The organism is Methylobacillus methanolivorans (assembly GCF_054588515.1).
The window spans coordinates 1,218,601-1,233,343 of the sequence record NZ_BAAILT010000002.1; the positions used below are offsets into that span (position 1 = coordinate 1,218,601).

General features: G+C 50.4%; 16 protein-coding genes and 1 tRNA gene. 9 read left to right on the plus strand and 8 right to left on the minus strand.

Features of this window, described 5'->3' with window-relative positions; genetic code table 11:
* Window positions 1–30 precede the first annotated feature (30 nt).
* The 5 genes from LG202_RS07025 to LG202_RS07045 are packed head-to-tail and all read left to right on the plus strand — an operon-like array spanning window position 31 to window position 4,779.
* On the plus strand, window positions 31–1,554 hold the full coding sequence (locus LG202_RS07025) for a fumarate hydratase (protein ID WP_230347679.1): 1,524 nt from the start codon (window positions 31–33) through the stop codon (window positions 1,552–1,554).
* 17 nt (window positions 1,555–1,571) lie between these two features.
* Window positions 1,572–2,639: an NADH:flavin oxidoreductase/NADH oxidase gene (locus LG202_RS07030; protein WP_230347680.1), complete on the plus strand. Its 1,068-nt coding sequence runs from the start codon at window positions 1,572–1,574 to the stop codon at window positions 2,637–2,639.
* Between the two features lie 49 nt (window positions 2,640–2,688).
* Window positions 2,689–2,883 carry a Fe-S cluster assembly protein IscX gene (gene iscX, locus LG202_RS07035; protein WP_230347681.1) on the plus strand — a complete coding sequence of 65 codons (195 nt, stop codon included), beginning with the start codon at window positions 2,689–2,691 and terminating at the stop codon, window positions 2,881–2,883.
* 43 nt (window positions 2,884–2,926) lie between these two features.
* Window positions 2,927–4,300: a phosphomannomutase/phosphoglucomutase gene (locus LG202_RS07040; protein WP_230347682.1), complete on the plus strand. Its 1,374-nt coding sequence runs from the start codon at window positions 2,927–2,929 to the stop codon at window positions 4,298–4,300.
* Between the two features lie 2 nt (window positions 4,301–4,302).
* On the plus strand, window positions 4,303–4,779 hold the full coding sequence (locus tag LG202_RS07045) for a retropepsin-like aspartic protease family protein (protein WP_230347683.1): 477 nt from the start codon (window positions 4,303–4,305) through the stop codon (window positions 4,777–4,779).
* Here the strand turns inward: LG202_RS07045 and LG202_RS07050 are convergent.
* Complete coding sequence (locus LG202_RS07050) at window positions 4,760–5,347, minus strand: GNAT family N-acetyltransferase (protein ID WP_230347684.1); 588 nt, start codon at window positions 5,345–5,347, stop codon at window positions 4,760–4,762. The two genes, LG202_RS07045 and LG202_RS07050, sit on opposite strands and share 20 nt — an antisense overlap.
* Window positions 5,348–6,979, minus strand: a complete 1,632-nt coding sequence (locus tag LG202_RS07055; RefSeq protein WP_230347685.1) for an alpha-D-glucose phosphate-specific phosphoglucomutase — start codon at window positions 6,977–6,979, stop codon at window positions 5,348–5,350.
* A gap of 118 nt (window positions 6,980–7,097) precedes the next feature.
* Here LG202_RS07055 and LG202_RS07060 point away from each other — a divergent pair.
* A tRNA-Lys gene (locus tag LG202_RS07060) sits at window positions 7,098–7,173 on the plus strand.
* Between the two features lie 100 nt (window positions 7,174–7,273).
* Here LG202_RS07060 and LG202_RS07065 read toward each other — a convergent pair.
* Window positions 7,274–8,275 carry a phage integrase gene (locus LG202_RS07065; protein ID WP_230347686.1) on the minus strand — a complete coding sequence of 334 codons (1,002 nt, stop codon included), beginning with the start codon at window positions 8,273–8,275 and terminating at the stop codon, window positions 7,274–7,276.
* 1 nt (window position 8,276) lies between these two features.
* Window positions 8,277–8,576 carry a hypothetical protein gene (locus tag LG202_RS07070; protein WP_230347687.1) on the minus strand — a complete coding sequence of 100 codons (300 nt, stop codon included), beginning with the start codon at window positions 8,574–8,576 and terminating at the stop codon, window positions 8,277–8,279.
* 260 nt (window positions 8,577–8,836) lie between these two features.
* Here LG202_RS07070 and LG202_RS07075 point away from each other — a divergent pair, with 260 nt between their 5' ends.
* Both LG202_RS07075 and LG202_RS07080 read left to right on the plus strand, forming a co-directional pair.
* Window positions 8,837–9,544 carry a DUF4145 domain-containing protein gene (locus LG202_RS07075; RefSeq protein ID WP_230347688.1) on the plus strand — a complete coding sequence of 236 codons (708 nt, stop codon included), beginning with the start codon at window positions 8,837–8,839 and terminating at the stop codon, window positions 9,542–9,544.
* A gap of 496 nt (window positions 9,545–10,040) precedes the next feature.
* Window positions 10,041–10,523, plus strand: coding sequence for a hypothetical protein (locus LG202_RS07080; protein WP_230347689.1), 483 nt, complete (start codon window positions 10,041–10,043; stop codon window positions 10,521–10,523).
* A 252-nt stretch (window positions 10,524–10,775) separates the two neighbouring features.
* Here the strand turns inward: LG202_RS07080 and LG202_RS07085 are convergent, their stop codons facing one another.
* A complete protein-coding gene (locus tag LG202_RS07085) occupies window positions 10,776–11,282 on the minus strand; it encodes a Crp/Fnr family transcriptional regulator (protein WP_230347690.1) in 507 nt (168 codons plus the stop codon).
* A gap of 180 nt (window positions 11,283–11,462) precedes the next feature.
* On the opposite strand from LG202_RS07085, the gene epsA reads away from it, so the two are divergent.
* Window positions 11,463–12,236 carry an XrtB/PEP-CTERM-associated transcriptional regulator EpsA gene (gene epsA / locus LG202_RS07090; RefSeq protein ID WP_230347691.1) on the plus strand — a complete coding sequence of 258 codons (774 nt, stop codon included), beginning with the start codon at window positions 11,463–11,465 and terminating at the stop codon, window positions 12,234–12,236.
* A 278-nt stretch (window positions 12,237–12,514) separates the two neighbouring features.
* Here epsA and cheZ read toward each other — a convergent pair whose 3' ends face one another.
* The 3 genes from cheZ to LG202_RS07105 form a co-directional block, all read right to left on the minus strand.
* Window positions 12,515–13,177 (minus strand): protein phosphatase CheZ, encoded by a 663-nt coding sequence (gene cheZ, locus LG202_RS07095; protein ID WP_459724542.1) that lies wholly within the window; start codon window positions 13,175–13,177, stop codon window positions 12,515–12,517.
* A gap of 1 nt (window position 13,178) precedes the next feature.
* A complete protein-coding gene (gene cheY / locus LG202_RS07100) occupies window positions 13,179–13,577 on the minus strand; it encodes a chemotaxis response regulator CheY (RefSeq protein WP_230347692.1) in 399 nt (132 codons plus the stop codon).
* A gap of 71 nt (window positions 13,578–13,648) precedes the next feature.
* Complete coding sequence (locus tag LG202_RS07105) at window positions 13,649–14,716, minus strand: protein-glutamate methylesterase/protein-glutamine glutaminase (protein ID WP_268867576.1); 1,068 nt, start codon at window positions 14,714–14,716, stop codon at window positions 13,649–13,651.
* Window positions 14,717–14,743: the final 27 nt, after the last annotated feature.

The window sequence follows — 14,743 nt, forward strand, 5'->3', positions numbered from 1 at the left end:
TATTAAATATTCCAGTTGAATTTCCGCGCCATGGCCGTCATCCGCCAAGAAGATTTCATCAGCAGCATCCACCAGGCATTGCAATACATCGCCTGCTATCACTCGCCCGACTTTCTTGCCGCCATGCACGATGCATGGCAACGTGAACCCTCTCCCACAGCGCGTGATGCCATTGGGCAAATCCTCATCAACTCCTACCTCTGTGCACAAGGGCAACGTCCACTGTGCCAGGATACCGGGATTGTGGTGGCCTTTGTTTCCATTGGCATGAGCGTGCAATGGCAGACCAGCATGAGCTTGCAGGACATGGTGGATGAAGGTGTGCGCCGCGCCTACCTTGACCCTGACAACCGACTGCGTGCTTCCATTGTGCGAGATCCGGCAGGCAAGCGCCCCAACACCCGCGATAACACGCCATCTGTCGTGCATGTCGAGATGGTGCCGGGCGATACGGTGGAAATTCATATTGCTGCCAAGGGTGGCGGCTCGGAAAACAAATCCAAGCTCGCCATGCTGGAGCCTTCTGACGACATCGTCGAATGGGTGCTGAAAACCGTCCCGGAAATGGGCGCTGGCTGGTGCCCGCCCGGTGTGCTCGGTATCGGCATTGGTGGTACCGCAGAAAAAGCCATGCTACTGGCGAAGCAATCCTTGTTTGCGCCTATCGACATCCAGGCTTTAAAAGCCCGTGGCCCACACACCCGTGCTGAAGAGCTACGGCTGGAAATTTATGAAAAAGTGAATCGCCTGGGTATTGGCGCACAAGGCCTGGGCGGCCTGACCACAGTGCTGGATGTGAAGATATTGGAAGCGCCTACCCACGCCACCTCCCTGCCTGTCGCCATCATTCCCAATTGTGCTGCCACCCGCCACGTCCACTTCACCCTGGATGGCAACGGCCCTACCCAGCTTCCCATACCGATACTGGAAGACTGGCCCCAAATTGCACTGGATGCCAGCACCCCCATGCGCCGCGTCAACCTGGACATGCTCACGCAAGCTGATATTGCAACGTGGCAGCCTGGCGAGAAACTCCTGCTTTCGGGAAAATTGCTTACGGGGCGCGATGCTGCCCACAAGCGCATCGTAGACTTGATTGCACGCAATGAACCTATGCCAGAGGGGCTGGATTTCACCAACCGCTTTATCTACTACGTTGGCCCGGTCGACCCGGTTGGGGACGAAATCATCGGCCCCGCAGGCCCCACCACGGCCACACGTATGGACCGCTTTACCGACACCATGCTGACCAAGACCGGCCTGCTCGGCATGATAGGCAAGGCCGAACGTGGCGAAGTCACGGTACAAGCGATTAAGCAACATCAGTCGGTATACCTGATTGCTATCGGCGGCGCGGCTTATCTGATCTCGCAAGCGATCAAGGCATCCCGTGTGGTCGCCTTTGCCGATTTGGGCATGGAAGCCATTTATGAGTTCACGGTTGAGGATATGCCAGTCACGGTAGCCGTGGATAGCCAAGGTCATTCCGTGCATGACTCAGGCCCCGCCGAATGGCGCCCCCGAATTGCCAACATCCCCATTTTCAGCGAATAACTTAGGACTCAAGACACATGGCCAAGCTGTTTACCCCCATTCGCTTTCGCGAGACCGAGATCAAGAACCGTATTTTTGTCGCGCCCATGTGCCAGTACTCTGCCGACGACGGCATTGCCAACCACTGGCACCTCGTACACCTGGGAGGGTTGGCAGTAGGCGGCGCAGGCCTGATTATTGTCGAAGCCACGGCTGTGGTACCCGAAGGACGTATTACTCCGCGCTGCCTGGGTTTGTGGTCTGATGCCCATACTCAAGCATTCAAGCCGATTGTCGATTTTATCAAGCAACAAGGTGCCGTCCCTGCTATCCAGATTGGCCATGCCGGACGCAAGGCCTCGTGCGATGTTCCCTGGCGCCATGGCAAGTTCCTGCCGCAAGAGCAAGGTGGCTGGCAAACCGTAGCACCATCGGCAATTGCTGTGACACTCGCGCATGGCGTACCGCTTGCGCTTGATCATGACGACATTCAGCAGATCGCAAGCCAATTCCGTGCCGCAGCCGAACGTGCATTAGAGGCAGGCTTTGAGGTACTGGAGCTGCATTGTGCCCACGGCTATCTATTGCATGAGTTTCTTTCCCCCTTGTCGAACCAGCGTGATGATGAATATGGCGGCAGCCTGGAAAATCGTTGCCGCCTGGTGCTCGACATTGCCCGTGATCTGCGTGCATTATGGCCGCAGGACAAACCGGTATTCGTACGTATTTCAGCGACTGATTGGGTCGAAGGTGGCTGGGATATTGAGCAATCGATACAACTCTCTAAATGGCTCAAAGACATCGGCATCGACCTGATAGATTGCTCCAGCGGTGGCTTGACCCTGGATGCCAAGATTCCTGCCGGGCCGGGTTACCAAACCGAATTCGCACAACGTATCCGCCATGAAGCCGGAGTTGCCAGTGGTGCCGTTGGCCTAATTACCTCTGCCCTGCAAGCTGAGCATATCCTCGTCTCAGGTCAGGCAGATGTAATCATGCTCGCACGCAAACTATTAAGCGATCCGCATTGGCCATTGCACGCGGCAAAAGAATTGCGCACGGATGTCACATGGCCAGATCAATATGTTCGTGCCAAGGATATTTAATCAATGACAGCTGCCAGCGAGCGCCGGCACGCCACTGAAAGGAAACACAATGAAATGGACTGATAGCCAGCGTATCGCTGAGGAGCTATACGATCAGTATCCGGACGTAGACCCGAAAACTATCCGCTTTACCGACCTCTATAACTGGATACTGGAGCTGGAAGACTTCGACGATGAACCAGAGAAATGCGGCGAGCGCATCCTGGAAGCTATCCAGATGGCCTGGATAGAAGAAGCAGAATAACCCACATATTCACAACGTATTCAGCATCAATCAAGGGAGCACCATGACAGCACCAAAAGAAATCTTCAAGGCTTACGATATTCGCGGCATTGTCGGCAAGACGCTTACACCTGAGATCGTCGAAGCCATTGGTCACGCGATTGGCAGCGAAGCCGCACTGCGCGACCAGAAAACCATCTGCATTGGCTATGATGGCCGCCTTTCGGGCCCCGAGCTTGCTTCAGCGCTGTCGCGCGGTATCCGCAAAAGCGGCCTGGATGTGATCAACCTTGGGCTGGTCGCCACCCCGATGGTGTACTTCGCCGCCTATCACCTCAATACTGGCTCCGGTGTCATGGTCACCGGCAGCCACAATCCACCTGAATACAACGGCCTGAAAATGGTGGTCGCTGGCGAGACGCTATCTGGCGATACCATCCAGCGTTTGCGCGCACGCATTGATAACAACGATTTCGTCCATGGTAGTGGCACAGAGAGCAGCCACGACATTGCCCCGGCCTATATCGAGCGCATTGCCTCCGACATCAAGCTCAAGCGCCCCCTCAAACTCACCGTGGATTGTGGCAACGGCGTGCCTGGCGCATTTGCTGGCAAGCTTTACCGTGCACTGGGTTGTGAGGTGGAGGAGTTATTCTGCGAAGTTGATGGACATTTCCCTAACCATCACCCGGACCCTTCAGTCCCAGAAAACCTCAAAGACCTGATCAACAACCTGCTCACAGGCCAATCAGAAATTGGCTTTGCCTTTGATGGCGATGGTGATCGCCTGGGCGTCGTCACCAAAGATGGCAAGATCATCTATCCAGACCGCCAACTGCTGCTGTTTGCAGAGGATGTGCTCAAGCGCAACCCTAAAGCCACTATCATCTACGACGTGAAATCCACACGCAACCTCGCACCTTGGATCAAGCAACGCGGCGGTGAACCGCTGATGTGGAAAACCGGGCACTCTCTGGTCAAGGCCAAGATGAAGGAAACAGGTGCCGCACTGGCAGGCGAAATGAGTGGGCATGTCTTCTTCAAGGAGCGCTGGTATGGCTTTGATGACGGTTTGTATTCCGGTGCACGCCTGCTGGAAATCCTCAGCCAGTTTGATGATCCTTCCGCTGTACTCAATGCGCTGCCAGATAGTGTCAGCACTCCAGAACAGCACATCAACATGAAGGAAGGCGAGCCGCACCAGCTGATCAGCCAGCTACAGGCCAGCGCCAAGTTTGACGGAGCCGATGAAGTCATCACGATTGACGGCCTGCGTGTGGAATACAGCGATGGCTTTGGCCTCATGCGCCCATCGAACACTACGCCCGTTATCGTACTGCGCTTTGAAGCAGATAATGCCGAAGCCCTCAAGCGCATTCAGGAACAGTTTCGCAGCGTTATTCTCGCCGCTGCGCCTGACGCCAAATTGCCATTCTAGGCATGAGCAGCGCACGCCTACTTTGGCTAGTCGTCTGGCTGGGATTGGCAAGCGCGGTCTACTATTTGGCAGATCGCGCCCTCAATCCCAACAAGCTGAGCATTCTCGGCGATGCGCCTAGCGTTACCCTGCAACGCGGGCTGGATGGCCACTATCGCTCTGAGGCACTCATTAATGGTGTGAAGGTCAATGTACTGGTAGATACTGGCGCCACCGGAGTGGCTATTTCTCAACGCATTGCAGATCGCCTGCAACTACAGAGCAAGCAGGCTATTCGCACGTCAACCGCGAATGGTGACACCGTCGCTTACATGACCCGGCTCAATAGCGTACAACTGGGCGGCGTCAAGGCTCACGATGTCGCAGCCGTGATTGCTCCTGGGCTGGATGGCGATATATTGCTGGGCATGTCATTTCTGGCTCGCATGGATGTGCGCCTGTTTCAAGGCAAGATGACAATTACCCAGGTTGAGGAATAGCCCGCTCTTCACACTGTTGCAGCCATCGCTGACGATCAAGGCGATATAGCACATGAGGTCTTAATCGCGGTATGTCGGCAACAGCAGGATGATCGAAATTACCACGACTATCCTGCTGCATGCCGAGGCGCTCCATCAAGGCGCGCGAGCGACAATTTTCCACGGTGGTAAATGCCACGATCTGTTCCAGCGCCAACTCACGAAACCCAATTCCCAGTGCAGCCTGCGCAGCCTCAGTGGCATAGCCCTGACCCCAATAGGTACGCGCCAAGCGCCAGCCAATCTCGACGCACGGCTTGAACGGTAAATCGTACGAGGGAATATGCAAACCGACGAAACCGATAAAGCAATGGCTTAGCCTTTCTTCCACAGCCCACAACCCCCAACCACGCTCTGAAATCAAACTGGCACAACGGTTTGCCATGGCATCGCTTTGCGGCCGATCAAGCACCTCCGGGAAATACGCCATCACCTCAGGGTCAGCGTTGAGTGCAGCAAATGGTGCAAAATCTTGCTCGTGCCATTGCCGCAATACCAATCTCTCTGTCGCAATCTCCAGATACTGCATTTAGGTAATGACTGTTGGTTGCTCGCGACCACTACGTTGCTTGAGCTCAGAAATTTGCTCGGCAATCCCGATCAACTCAGCAAGGGCATGCTGGGCATCCTGGTCATGCTGCGAGATATCCGCATCGAAAGACTCCAGGTAAATACGCAGCGTTGCGCCAGCCGTCCCTGTCCCGGAAAGGCGAAACACAATCCGCGACCCATCCTCGAACAAAATGCGTATACCCTGCTTCTGACTGACGCTGCCATCGACGGGATCGGTATAACTGAAATCATCGCATGTCTTTACGATATAGCGGCCCAGCGTTTTCCCAGGTAGTGAAGTAAACTGGGCACGGATGTGATCAATCAAGTCATTGGCGGCATCACTGGGCAACTCCTCGTAATCATGCCGGGAATAGACATTGCGCCCAAATCTGGCCCAATGTCGTTTGACGATGGTCTCCACTGGCTGGCGCTTGATCGCGAGAATATTGAGCCAGAACAGCACCGCCCACAGGCCGTCTTTTTCGCGCACGTGGTCAGACCCCGTGCCGAAACTTTCCTCGCCACACAACGTCACCTTGCCAGCATCCATCAAATTACCAAAGAACTTCCAGCCTGTAGGAGTTTCAAAACAGGGGATATCCAACTCCTCGGCAACCCTATCCACCGCAGCACTAGTGGGCATTGAACGCGCTACACCAGCAATCCCTTGCCCATATCCCGGAGCAAGTCTCGCATTAGCCGCAATGAGTGCCAAGCTATCCGAAGGCGTCACGAAGAACTGCTTGCCCAAAATCATGTTGCGATCACCATCACCATCCGAAGCGGCACCAAAATCTGGTGCATCATCACCGAACATGATTTCGACCAAATCATGCGCATAAGTCAAATTGGGATCAGGATGCCCGCCACCAAAATCAGGTAATGGATCAGCATTTATTACCGCACTACTAGGAGCGCCCAGGCGATCAACAAGAATAGCGCGTGCATAAGGCCCAGTCACCGCGTGCATAGCATCGAAGCGCAAGCGGAATCCACTTGCCAATAGCTGTCGAATGGCTTCAAAGTCAAACAGCGTTTCCATCAGTGCCACATAATCCGTGACAGAGTCGATGATCTCGACTTTCATGCCTGCAATCTCTGTTTCACCCACCACATCAAGTGCGACATCAGGTGCATCCACAATCTTGTACTGCGCCAACTCCTTGCTGCGTGCAAAAATCGCCTCTGTTACATTTTCTGTCGCAGGCCCGCCATTAGCAGCATTGAACTTAATGCCAAAATCCCCTTCTGGCCCACCGGGGTTATGGCTAGCAGAGAGGATAATGCCACCAAAAGTTTGATATTTGCGAATGACGCAAGATGCAGCAGGGGTAGATAATATGCCGTCTTTGCCGACCAATACACGCCCTACGCCATTGGCCGCAGCCATCTTGAGAATAATCTGTATTGCCTCAACATTATAGAAGCGTCCATCCCCCCCCACTACCAATGCTGCACCAACAGGCATTTTGACTGCATCAAAAATGCTCTGCACAAAATTTTCAAGGTAATGTGGTTGCTGAAATACTGTAACGCGTTTGCGCAAACCAGAAGTACCTGGCTTCTGATCATGAAACGCTTGTGTAGTGATGGTATGAATGGCCATAAATTGACTTTCGGGGGGTGTAGAAACAATAAAAATAAAAGAGCTAAGTTACTCGAATAATTTACCAGTTTCAAGTTGACACATGCTCAAAACCCGCGCATAATCTCGTTCCTCGATTGGGGCATTAGCTCAGTTGGTAGAGCAGCGGACTCTTAATCCGTTTGTCGTAGGTTCGACCCCTACATGCCCCACCAGTCAAAACAAAGGGTTAGCAAACGCGCTAACCCTTTCGTGTTTTCAGGGTGTCAACCTACTGACAACCCATTATAGTGGCCTAAAGACCTACAAAGCCATCTAATCCAGATTCATCATCGGGTTCAACTTCCTAGCCTCCTGTAAGTGATCGGGGGAAAGGTGTGCATAGCGCATCGTCATGGTCAGGCTGCTGTGTCCCAGTAGCCTTTGAAGAACCAGGATGTTTCCACCGTTCATCATGAAGTGGCTGGCAAAGGTATGGCGTAAGACATGCGTCATTTGCCCATCTGGCAGCGCTAGCTGCGCTCGTTTCACCGCCTCCCGGAATGCGTTATAGGAGTACTGAAACAAGCGCCCATAACCGCTCATGAGCTTGTCCTGCGCTTTCAGCTCCTTGATCAGGAACTCGGGGATCGGTACAGATCGATTCTTCCCTGACTTCGTATTGCTGAAATGCACCATCCCATCCCGCACCTGACTTGGCTTCAATTGCTCGGCCTCACTCCATCTTGCCCCTGTAGACAAACACACTTTCGCAATCAGCAAGGTATCTCGGCTCTTGGATTGTTCGAGTGCAGCCAGCAAGCGCTTGATATCCTCCTTGGACAGGTATGACAACTCCCGCTCTGGCACCTTGATCTGTCTTACTGCTGACAAAGGGTTTTCGCCATTCCAGTGTCCAAGCCGCTTGGCCTCGTTAAACACACTGCGCAGATACGCATGCTCACGGTTGATCGTATTCGGTGCAATACCGGCCTCTGCACGAGCCTTGCGATAGTGCGCAAACATCCCGGTCGTGAAACGGTCGAGGTAAGGATTGCCCAGGGCAACGCAAAGCGCTTTCAGGCGGTTGTAGGTATCCTGCCCGGCCCGTAAGTTGGCTCCATGATGCTCGTACCAAATATCAACCAGCTCGGACAACCTGCGCAGATCGCGCTTTGCAGGTTGCCACTCTGGCGTGGTCAAGACCTTGGACTTCAACCAAGCCTCATAAGCCAAAGCCTCGCTCTTGGTTCCCAGCGTCTTACGGAACCGTTTAGATCCTCGCCCACCTGGCTGAATATCGACTAGCCAGCCACCCTCCATTTTTTTAATGGCCATCTCATTGTCCTTCCTTGTGGTGCTCGCATAATTCCTCTACATGCTTGCTGATCACGTTCAGCAATACATGCTGCGCACAAAGAATGTTTTCCAGGAGCACGGGCTGCAGACCTGAATACTCATGCTCGGTATCTCGAGCCAGGTTCATTTCCGCAATGCTGCGCTCGATAAGATGGGCAACACCCATGGCGCCATACGCTGCGGTGAGGGCTTGGGCTGCTTTGTTTTGGATGTGGCGTCCGCCGTATTCGGCTTCCACCCAGAATTTCCCATTGAGGGGATTGGATTGATGACTGGTCATGATGACCTCCTGTAGTTTAGAGAGAGGCCACCCGATTGCAATACGGGGTGGCGGGCGCACTCTCGGTCTACAAGAAACCGCGTCTGGGCTTCCCTTTCGGTTTTATATACCCAGTCTCAACCCCGCCATAAAAGCAATAGACGTAAAAATAGCCGCGAGCTGACGGGGCGACAGGCCGCTTGTAGTTTTGAGAGGAGTTCAGGATAGGGTTTAATGTAAGATGTTGTCAAGCAAAGACGTGTAATGGTTAAAGGGAGTATATGAAGAATTTTTCTTGGCGCTGTCCATACTGCAATCACAATGCAACGATTACAGAAGATCACTACAGTAGTGAAATGCATTGGTTCAAACATAACAACCGATATGGCGCAATGGGCTTCATTTCGGAAATCATTACCTGCCCTAATGATGCATGTAAAGAGTTTACGGTAATGGCAACCTTATCCAAGGTTACTCATAATGGAACTCGATGGGTTGCTAAAGATAAACCGTTTTTCCATAGTTTGCTAAAACCTCAGTCGGCAGCTAAACCTTTTCCAGACTATATACCTATACAGATTATTCAAGATTATCAAGAAGCATGTGCCATTGTTGAGCTGAGTCCTAAAGCCTCAGCCACACTATCGAGGCGTTGTCTGCAAGGAATTATTAGAGATTTCTGGAAAATTTCCAAGTCAAGATTGGTTGATGAAATTGAAGCTTTAAATGGCAAGGTTGATGAAGCTACATGGCATGCAATTGACTCTGTTAGAAAAATTGGAAACATTGGCGCGCACATGGAGAAAAACATTGATCTTATTATTGATGTTGATCCAGAGGAAGCAAGAATGCTCATAGGTTTAATAGAGGTGTTGTTGGCAGAGTGGTATATCCATCGACATGAAAGAGAAGAGCAAATGAGTCGAATAGTTCAAATCGCGCAAGAAAAACAATCTGTAAAACCTGATCCCACTTTTACTAAAGCATAGCCGCCCCAGTTATCCATAGCGCAGCGCATACGACGCAAGCGCTGTGGATAACTGGAAAGGGGCGGCGGGAATAGACCTGATCAGGTAAATCCCGAAAAGCAAAGGCCGTTGCGTTGTGCCAGCCAGGGGCGGCTATACGCAACGGCCTTTTGCTATCTGGATTATCAATGAGGTCAAAACCATAAGAAATTCAAATAACCTCGTTACTCCCCTTTGTCCCCCATTAGTTTTTACCCCATTGATTCCTTCCGGTGGCAGCGCATGATATGCGCACCTATCAACGGGTTCACCCCGCCAAACAAGGAGGAGCAATGGGCAAAAAAATGCAGTTTTCGCTACACCCCATTCATTCCTCCCCCCCCCAAGGTAATACGGGGGGAAAGCCAAATCTACCGTATCTAACGTAAGGATTCAGCACTGGCGCGGCTTCTTACCCAAATCATGTATGTGCATTGCCTGTGCTAATGCATGTGCAGTGTATGTGCCGGAGAAAAGCATGAAAAAAACAGTGAATATGACGATCAGGATTAGCCCTGATTTAAAGGCTTCTGCAGATGAAGCATGTGAGTATCTGGGCCTAACGCTTTCGATGGTCATGAGGACTGCTTTGCAGAACGTGGTGAGGGACTATCACGCTAAGAGGATCAAGGACACGGAATATGCCCGGTTCTTCCACCAGGGCGATCTGGCAGAGCGTGCTCAAGCTGCTTTAGAAAGGGAGTTACAACAGGAGGCGGCTGCTGGATCACAAAAGACAGGTAAGCGGGTTGTAGCACCTACACTGAATGATCTGGTAAGGAATCAGGCAAGTGTCCAGGACGAAAAAGAACCTGAGCCTCCAAAGGTAGATCGTTATGCAAGACCCAAGCGTTATGAAAACGGGCCACGCATCAATGAAGAGGGTGAAATAGATCCTGCCACCCTGACGAGGAAAATGCGAAGGGCATGGGAACGGGATAAGGCCAAGGGTAGGATTTAGTGGCAACCAGTTGTCGACAAATTTGGAATCTATAGAGGTGGTCAGGCATCCGTAGTGCCTCAAAACCCTTGCGTAGTATAGCTTTGTGCAATGAAGAGCTTTATAAAATGACTCTCTTAATCCGTTTGTCGTAGGTTCGACCCATACATGCCCCACCAATCATAAAAAATCCCGCTTCAGCGGGATTTTTTTCGTACTTCTACTTCATTTCGCTTTAGACATAGTATGTATGTCTAAAGCGAAATAGAAAATTCAAACTAGTTCGCCAAGTGTCTTAGGCAAGAACCTATCTGAGCTCTCTCGGAAACGGGCTGTCAAAAGCTGTAGCAACCTCACCAATACCTTGTTGCCAAGTTTAGGCATATTCGCAAGCAATTGATAAAGAGAATCTCTGGTCAACACGGCAAAATCTGTTGGTTGGTTGGTCAAGCAACTCGCAGAGCGTGGCAAACCATCAATCATAGACATTTCACCAATAATAGCCCCCGCCCCCACCATGGCAATGGTCTGGATTCCTTTATTCGGGATGTCTTTGATGACATTCACCTCGCCGGTCAGGATCAAGAGTAAATAATCGCCCACATCCCCCTCTGTCAATAATTGACAGTCTCTAGGGGCGGCATAGCATTGCATGTAGGAGCACAAATACCGTACCTCTTCATCGGTAAAATCACCAAACAGCTTGATTGTATTCACAATCTCGAGGATTTCTTCGACGTATTTATCAGCACCACCCAAATGCACCAGATCAGGATACATGTAATTTTTGCCCTTGAATGAAAGGAATATATCAATTATCCGTAAACTACTTATGGTAATTATTTAGATAAATAGCCTCAAAAACTCTCATTACTCAAGTTATTTGCGTCATAATAATGCAAGAATATGGATGACACAAAAGATTAGACTTGAATTGCTTAGTAAATTATAACCGAGCACATGTCCTTAAATAAAAACTTAAACGATATCGAGAAAAGCCAATTAATTGAGCTTATGCACGAATCCTTGAGAATTCGCTCACACTTTGAGCTTTTTCTCTGGATGCAGGGAAAACTCCAGATTTTCCTTCCGCATGAAATCATGATCACGGCTTGGGGAGACTTTTCACTTGGAGTGATTTACTTCAATATTGTCTCGCCCCTGCCTGGCATTCGCTCCGATAAAATAGCCAGTCATGAAATCAACAAGTTTCTACAAAACCTGTTCATGTACTGGTTAAACAATGCCAAGGCTCCGTTCACGCTAGCAGCTGCCGATAACATCCTGCATGACTGCGAGTTCTCAAACGCTGAGTCCAATTACTATCTCAAAAACATGAAATCCGGCTTGGTACACGCCATCAAGGATCATCGTGGACGGCACGATTGCCTCTACGTGCTACTAAGCTCCAATGTGAGCTTCCCTCCGGCCTCGCGCCCTATGCTAGAAGCACTGCTTCCCTATATTGACAGCGCTCTTCGCCAAATCGAACATCTGCCAGAACAACAACCGACGACTATCAAAATAGAACCTGAGCAAAAAGACGATAGCCTCAATATTTTGTCTGGTCGAGAGTTAGAAATCATGGATTGGGTGACGAAAGGCAAAACCAATCAAGAAATTGGCATGATCCTCGACATTAGCGCTTTTACTGTCAAAAACCACCTGCAACGCATTTTCAAAAAATTGAATGTGCTCAATCGCGCACAAGCCGTTTCGAAATTTCGCAAGTAAACGCTTTCCAACAACGACACACCAAAAAAGCTGCGGTATCCACAGCTTTGCCAATATCCCAGGCCACCTACCATCCACTACTCTAGCTTATGCTTACCCTACGGAACATCCCCTGAAAAACGTGGTGTACTGCGTGCTTTTTGCACATTTTATTGTGTTACTTCTAAGTACAGATAGTCGCTGATCATCATAGGCGGAACAATAGGCCGATTGGACTAGCCACCGATCAATCATGCGCCATGCCAGCATGGCTCAAACAAGTCTCACAAAGACCAAGCTCAAAAACCAAGACTATCAAGTAAGTCATCTACTTGCTCTTGACTAGCTACAACATCAATTGCAGTTTCAGGATTAATCTGAGGACCATTCATCAGGTTATTACTTTCATTTTCTTTTTTAACGACAGCCCCTGGAGAAAAGTCTATGAGAACCTGGACTAGCTGCTGCTCTATTTCCTGCGCAAGCTCAGTAATTTTTTTGATGACTTGACCAGTTAAATCCTGAAAATCCTGAGCCATCATGATGTCAAGCAGCTGTGCCTTGGTTGCATCGGTATGACCTACAGTCTTGGTCAGGAACGCCATGGTTTCATCCGCCACCTGATCATAATCTTTTTTGAGTGAAGGAACGGTCAGGATATTTTTCCATCGCGCTTCCAGACTTGTCGCCTCCTGATTCAACTCATCTTGCAATGGGCTCGCAATGTCTGTCGCATTCAAGACTCGCTCGGCCGCCTGCTCTGTCATACGAGCGACATAATTCAATCTATCCCTCGCATCAGGAATGCCGTGTGCGGCTTGTTCCAGCAGCTTGTCGAAACCCAAGCCACGCAAACTTTCATGCAGATTGCGCGTCAACAAGCCAATACGGTGCAGCATTTCATCATGCTGCAATTGCAAGTCACCCTCGCCCTGCGATACGTTGTGAAGCGCCTCGCTCATATCAGCCCCCTGCTTTTTCAAGCTTTTCAAAGATTTTGCTCAGCTTCTCATCCAGTGTCGCTGCAGTGAAAGGTTTCACCACATAGCCATTCGCACCAGCTTGAGCGGCTGCAATAATATTTTCCTTCTTCGCTTCAGCAGTTACCATTAATACTGGTAATGATGACAGTGCTGGATCGGCGCGGATTTGCTGCAACATGGTTAATCCATCCATATTCGGCATGTTCCAATCAGACACCACAAAATCGAAACTGCCACTTCTCAACTTCGCCAAAGCCATGACACCATCTTCGGCCTCATCAACATTGTTGTAACCCAGTTCCTTCAGCAGGTTACGTACAATACGTCGCATGGTGGAAAAGTCGTCGACCACCAGAAATTTGGTATTGGGATTTGCCATTCGTTACTCCATTCAACTTTTATTTGTATTGCCAGAAATACCAAACTACTTAGTTAAACGGTATTTCAACACTAAACTCGCAATGCTCGTGCGCTATTGGCAGCAAGATACTGCAAAACCTTGCCAGGCATATCAGACAACGAACTCACCTCGTCCACGCCACCCGTAGCAATAGCCTCCTTGGGCATGCCAAACACAACGCAGCTTGCTTCATCCTGAGCATAATTGTAAGCGCCAGCCTGCTTCATTTTCAGCATGCCTTCGGCACCATCTTTACCCATGCCGGTGAGAATAACACCAATTGCATTTTTACCCGCACTGCTTGCCGCGGAACTAAACAAGACATCCACTGAAGGACGATGTCGACTGACAGGAGGCCCATCATCCAACTGAGTCACATAATTCGCCCCGCTACGCGCCAACAACAAGTGAGAATGCCCTGGTGCAATATACGCATGGCCAGGTAAAACACGTTCACCACCTTTAGCCTCCTGCACAGAGATTTTGCATAAGGTATTCAACCGATTAGCGAATGACTGCGTAAACCCCGCAGGCATATGCTGGGTAATCAATATCCCTGGACAATCCGAGGGCATTTGCATCAGGAAGGATTTGATCGCCTCCGTGCCACCTGTAGAGGCGCCGATGATGATGAGCTTTTCACTACTGATCAATGGGTTCCCAATAGAGGGCAAGCCAGCATTACCCGGTGTTGGCGTCAACGGCGTTCTAGCAATTAACCGTGCCCTTGCCGCGGCTCGGATCTTATCTGCAATCATTTCACTATATTCATGCATGCCGCTGGCAATAGACATTTTGGGCTTAGTAATAAAATCCACGGCTCCTAGCTCCATGGCGCGCATGGTAATTTCTGAACCGCGCTCTGTCAGGGAGGAAATCATTACCACTGGGGTCGGACGCAAGCGCATGAGGCGCTCCAGAAAATCCAAGCCATCCATTTTCGGCATTTCCACATCCAGAGTCAGCACATCTGGATTTTTCTGCTTGATCATTTCCCGTGCAATCAAGGGGTCTGGAGCTGCTCCCACTACCTCCAGATCAGGTTGCTGGTTGATGATTTCAGTCAATAAACTCCTAATCAGCGCTGAATCATCAATGATAAGAACTTTTATGGTCATCACATTGCCTTTTTATTGAATTATTGC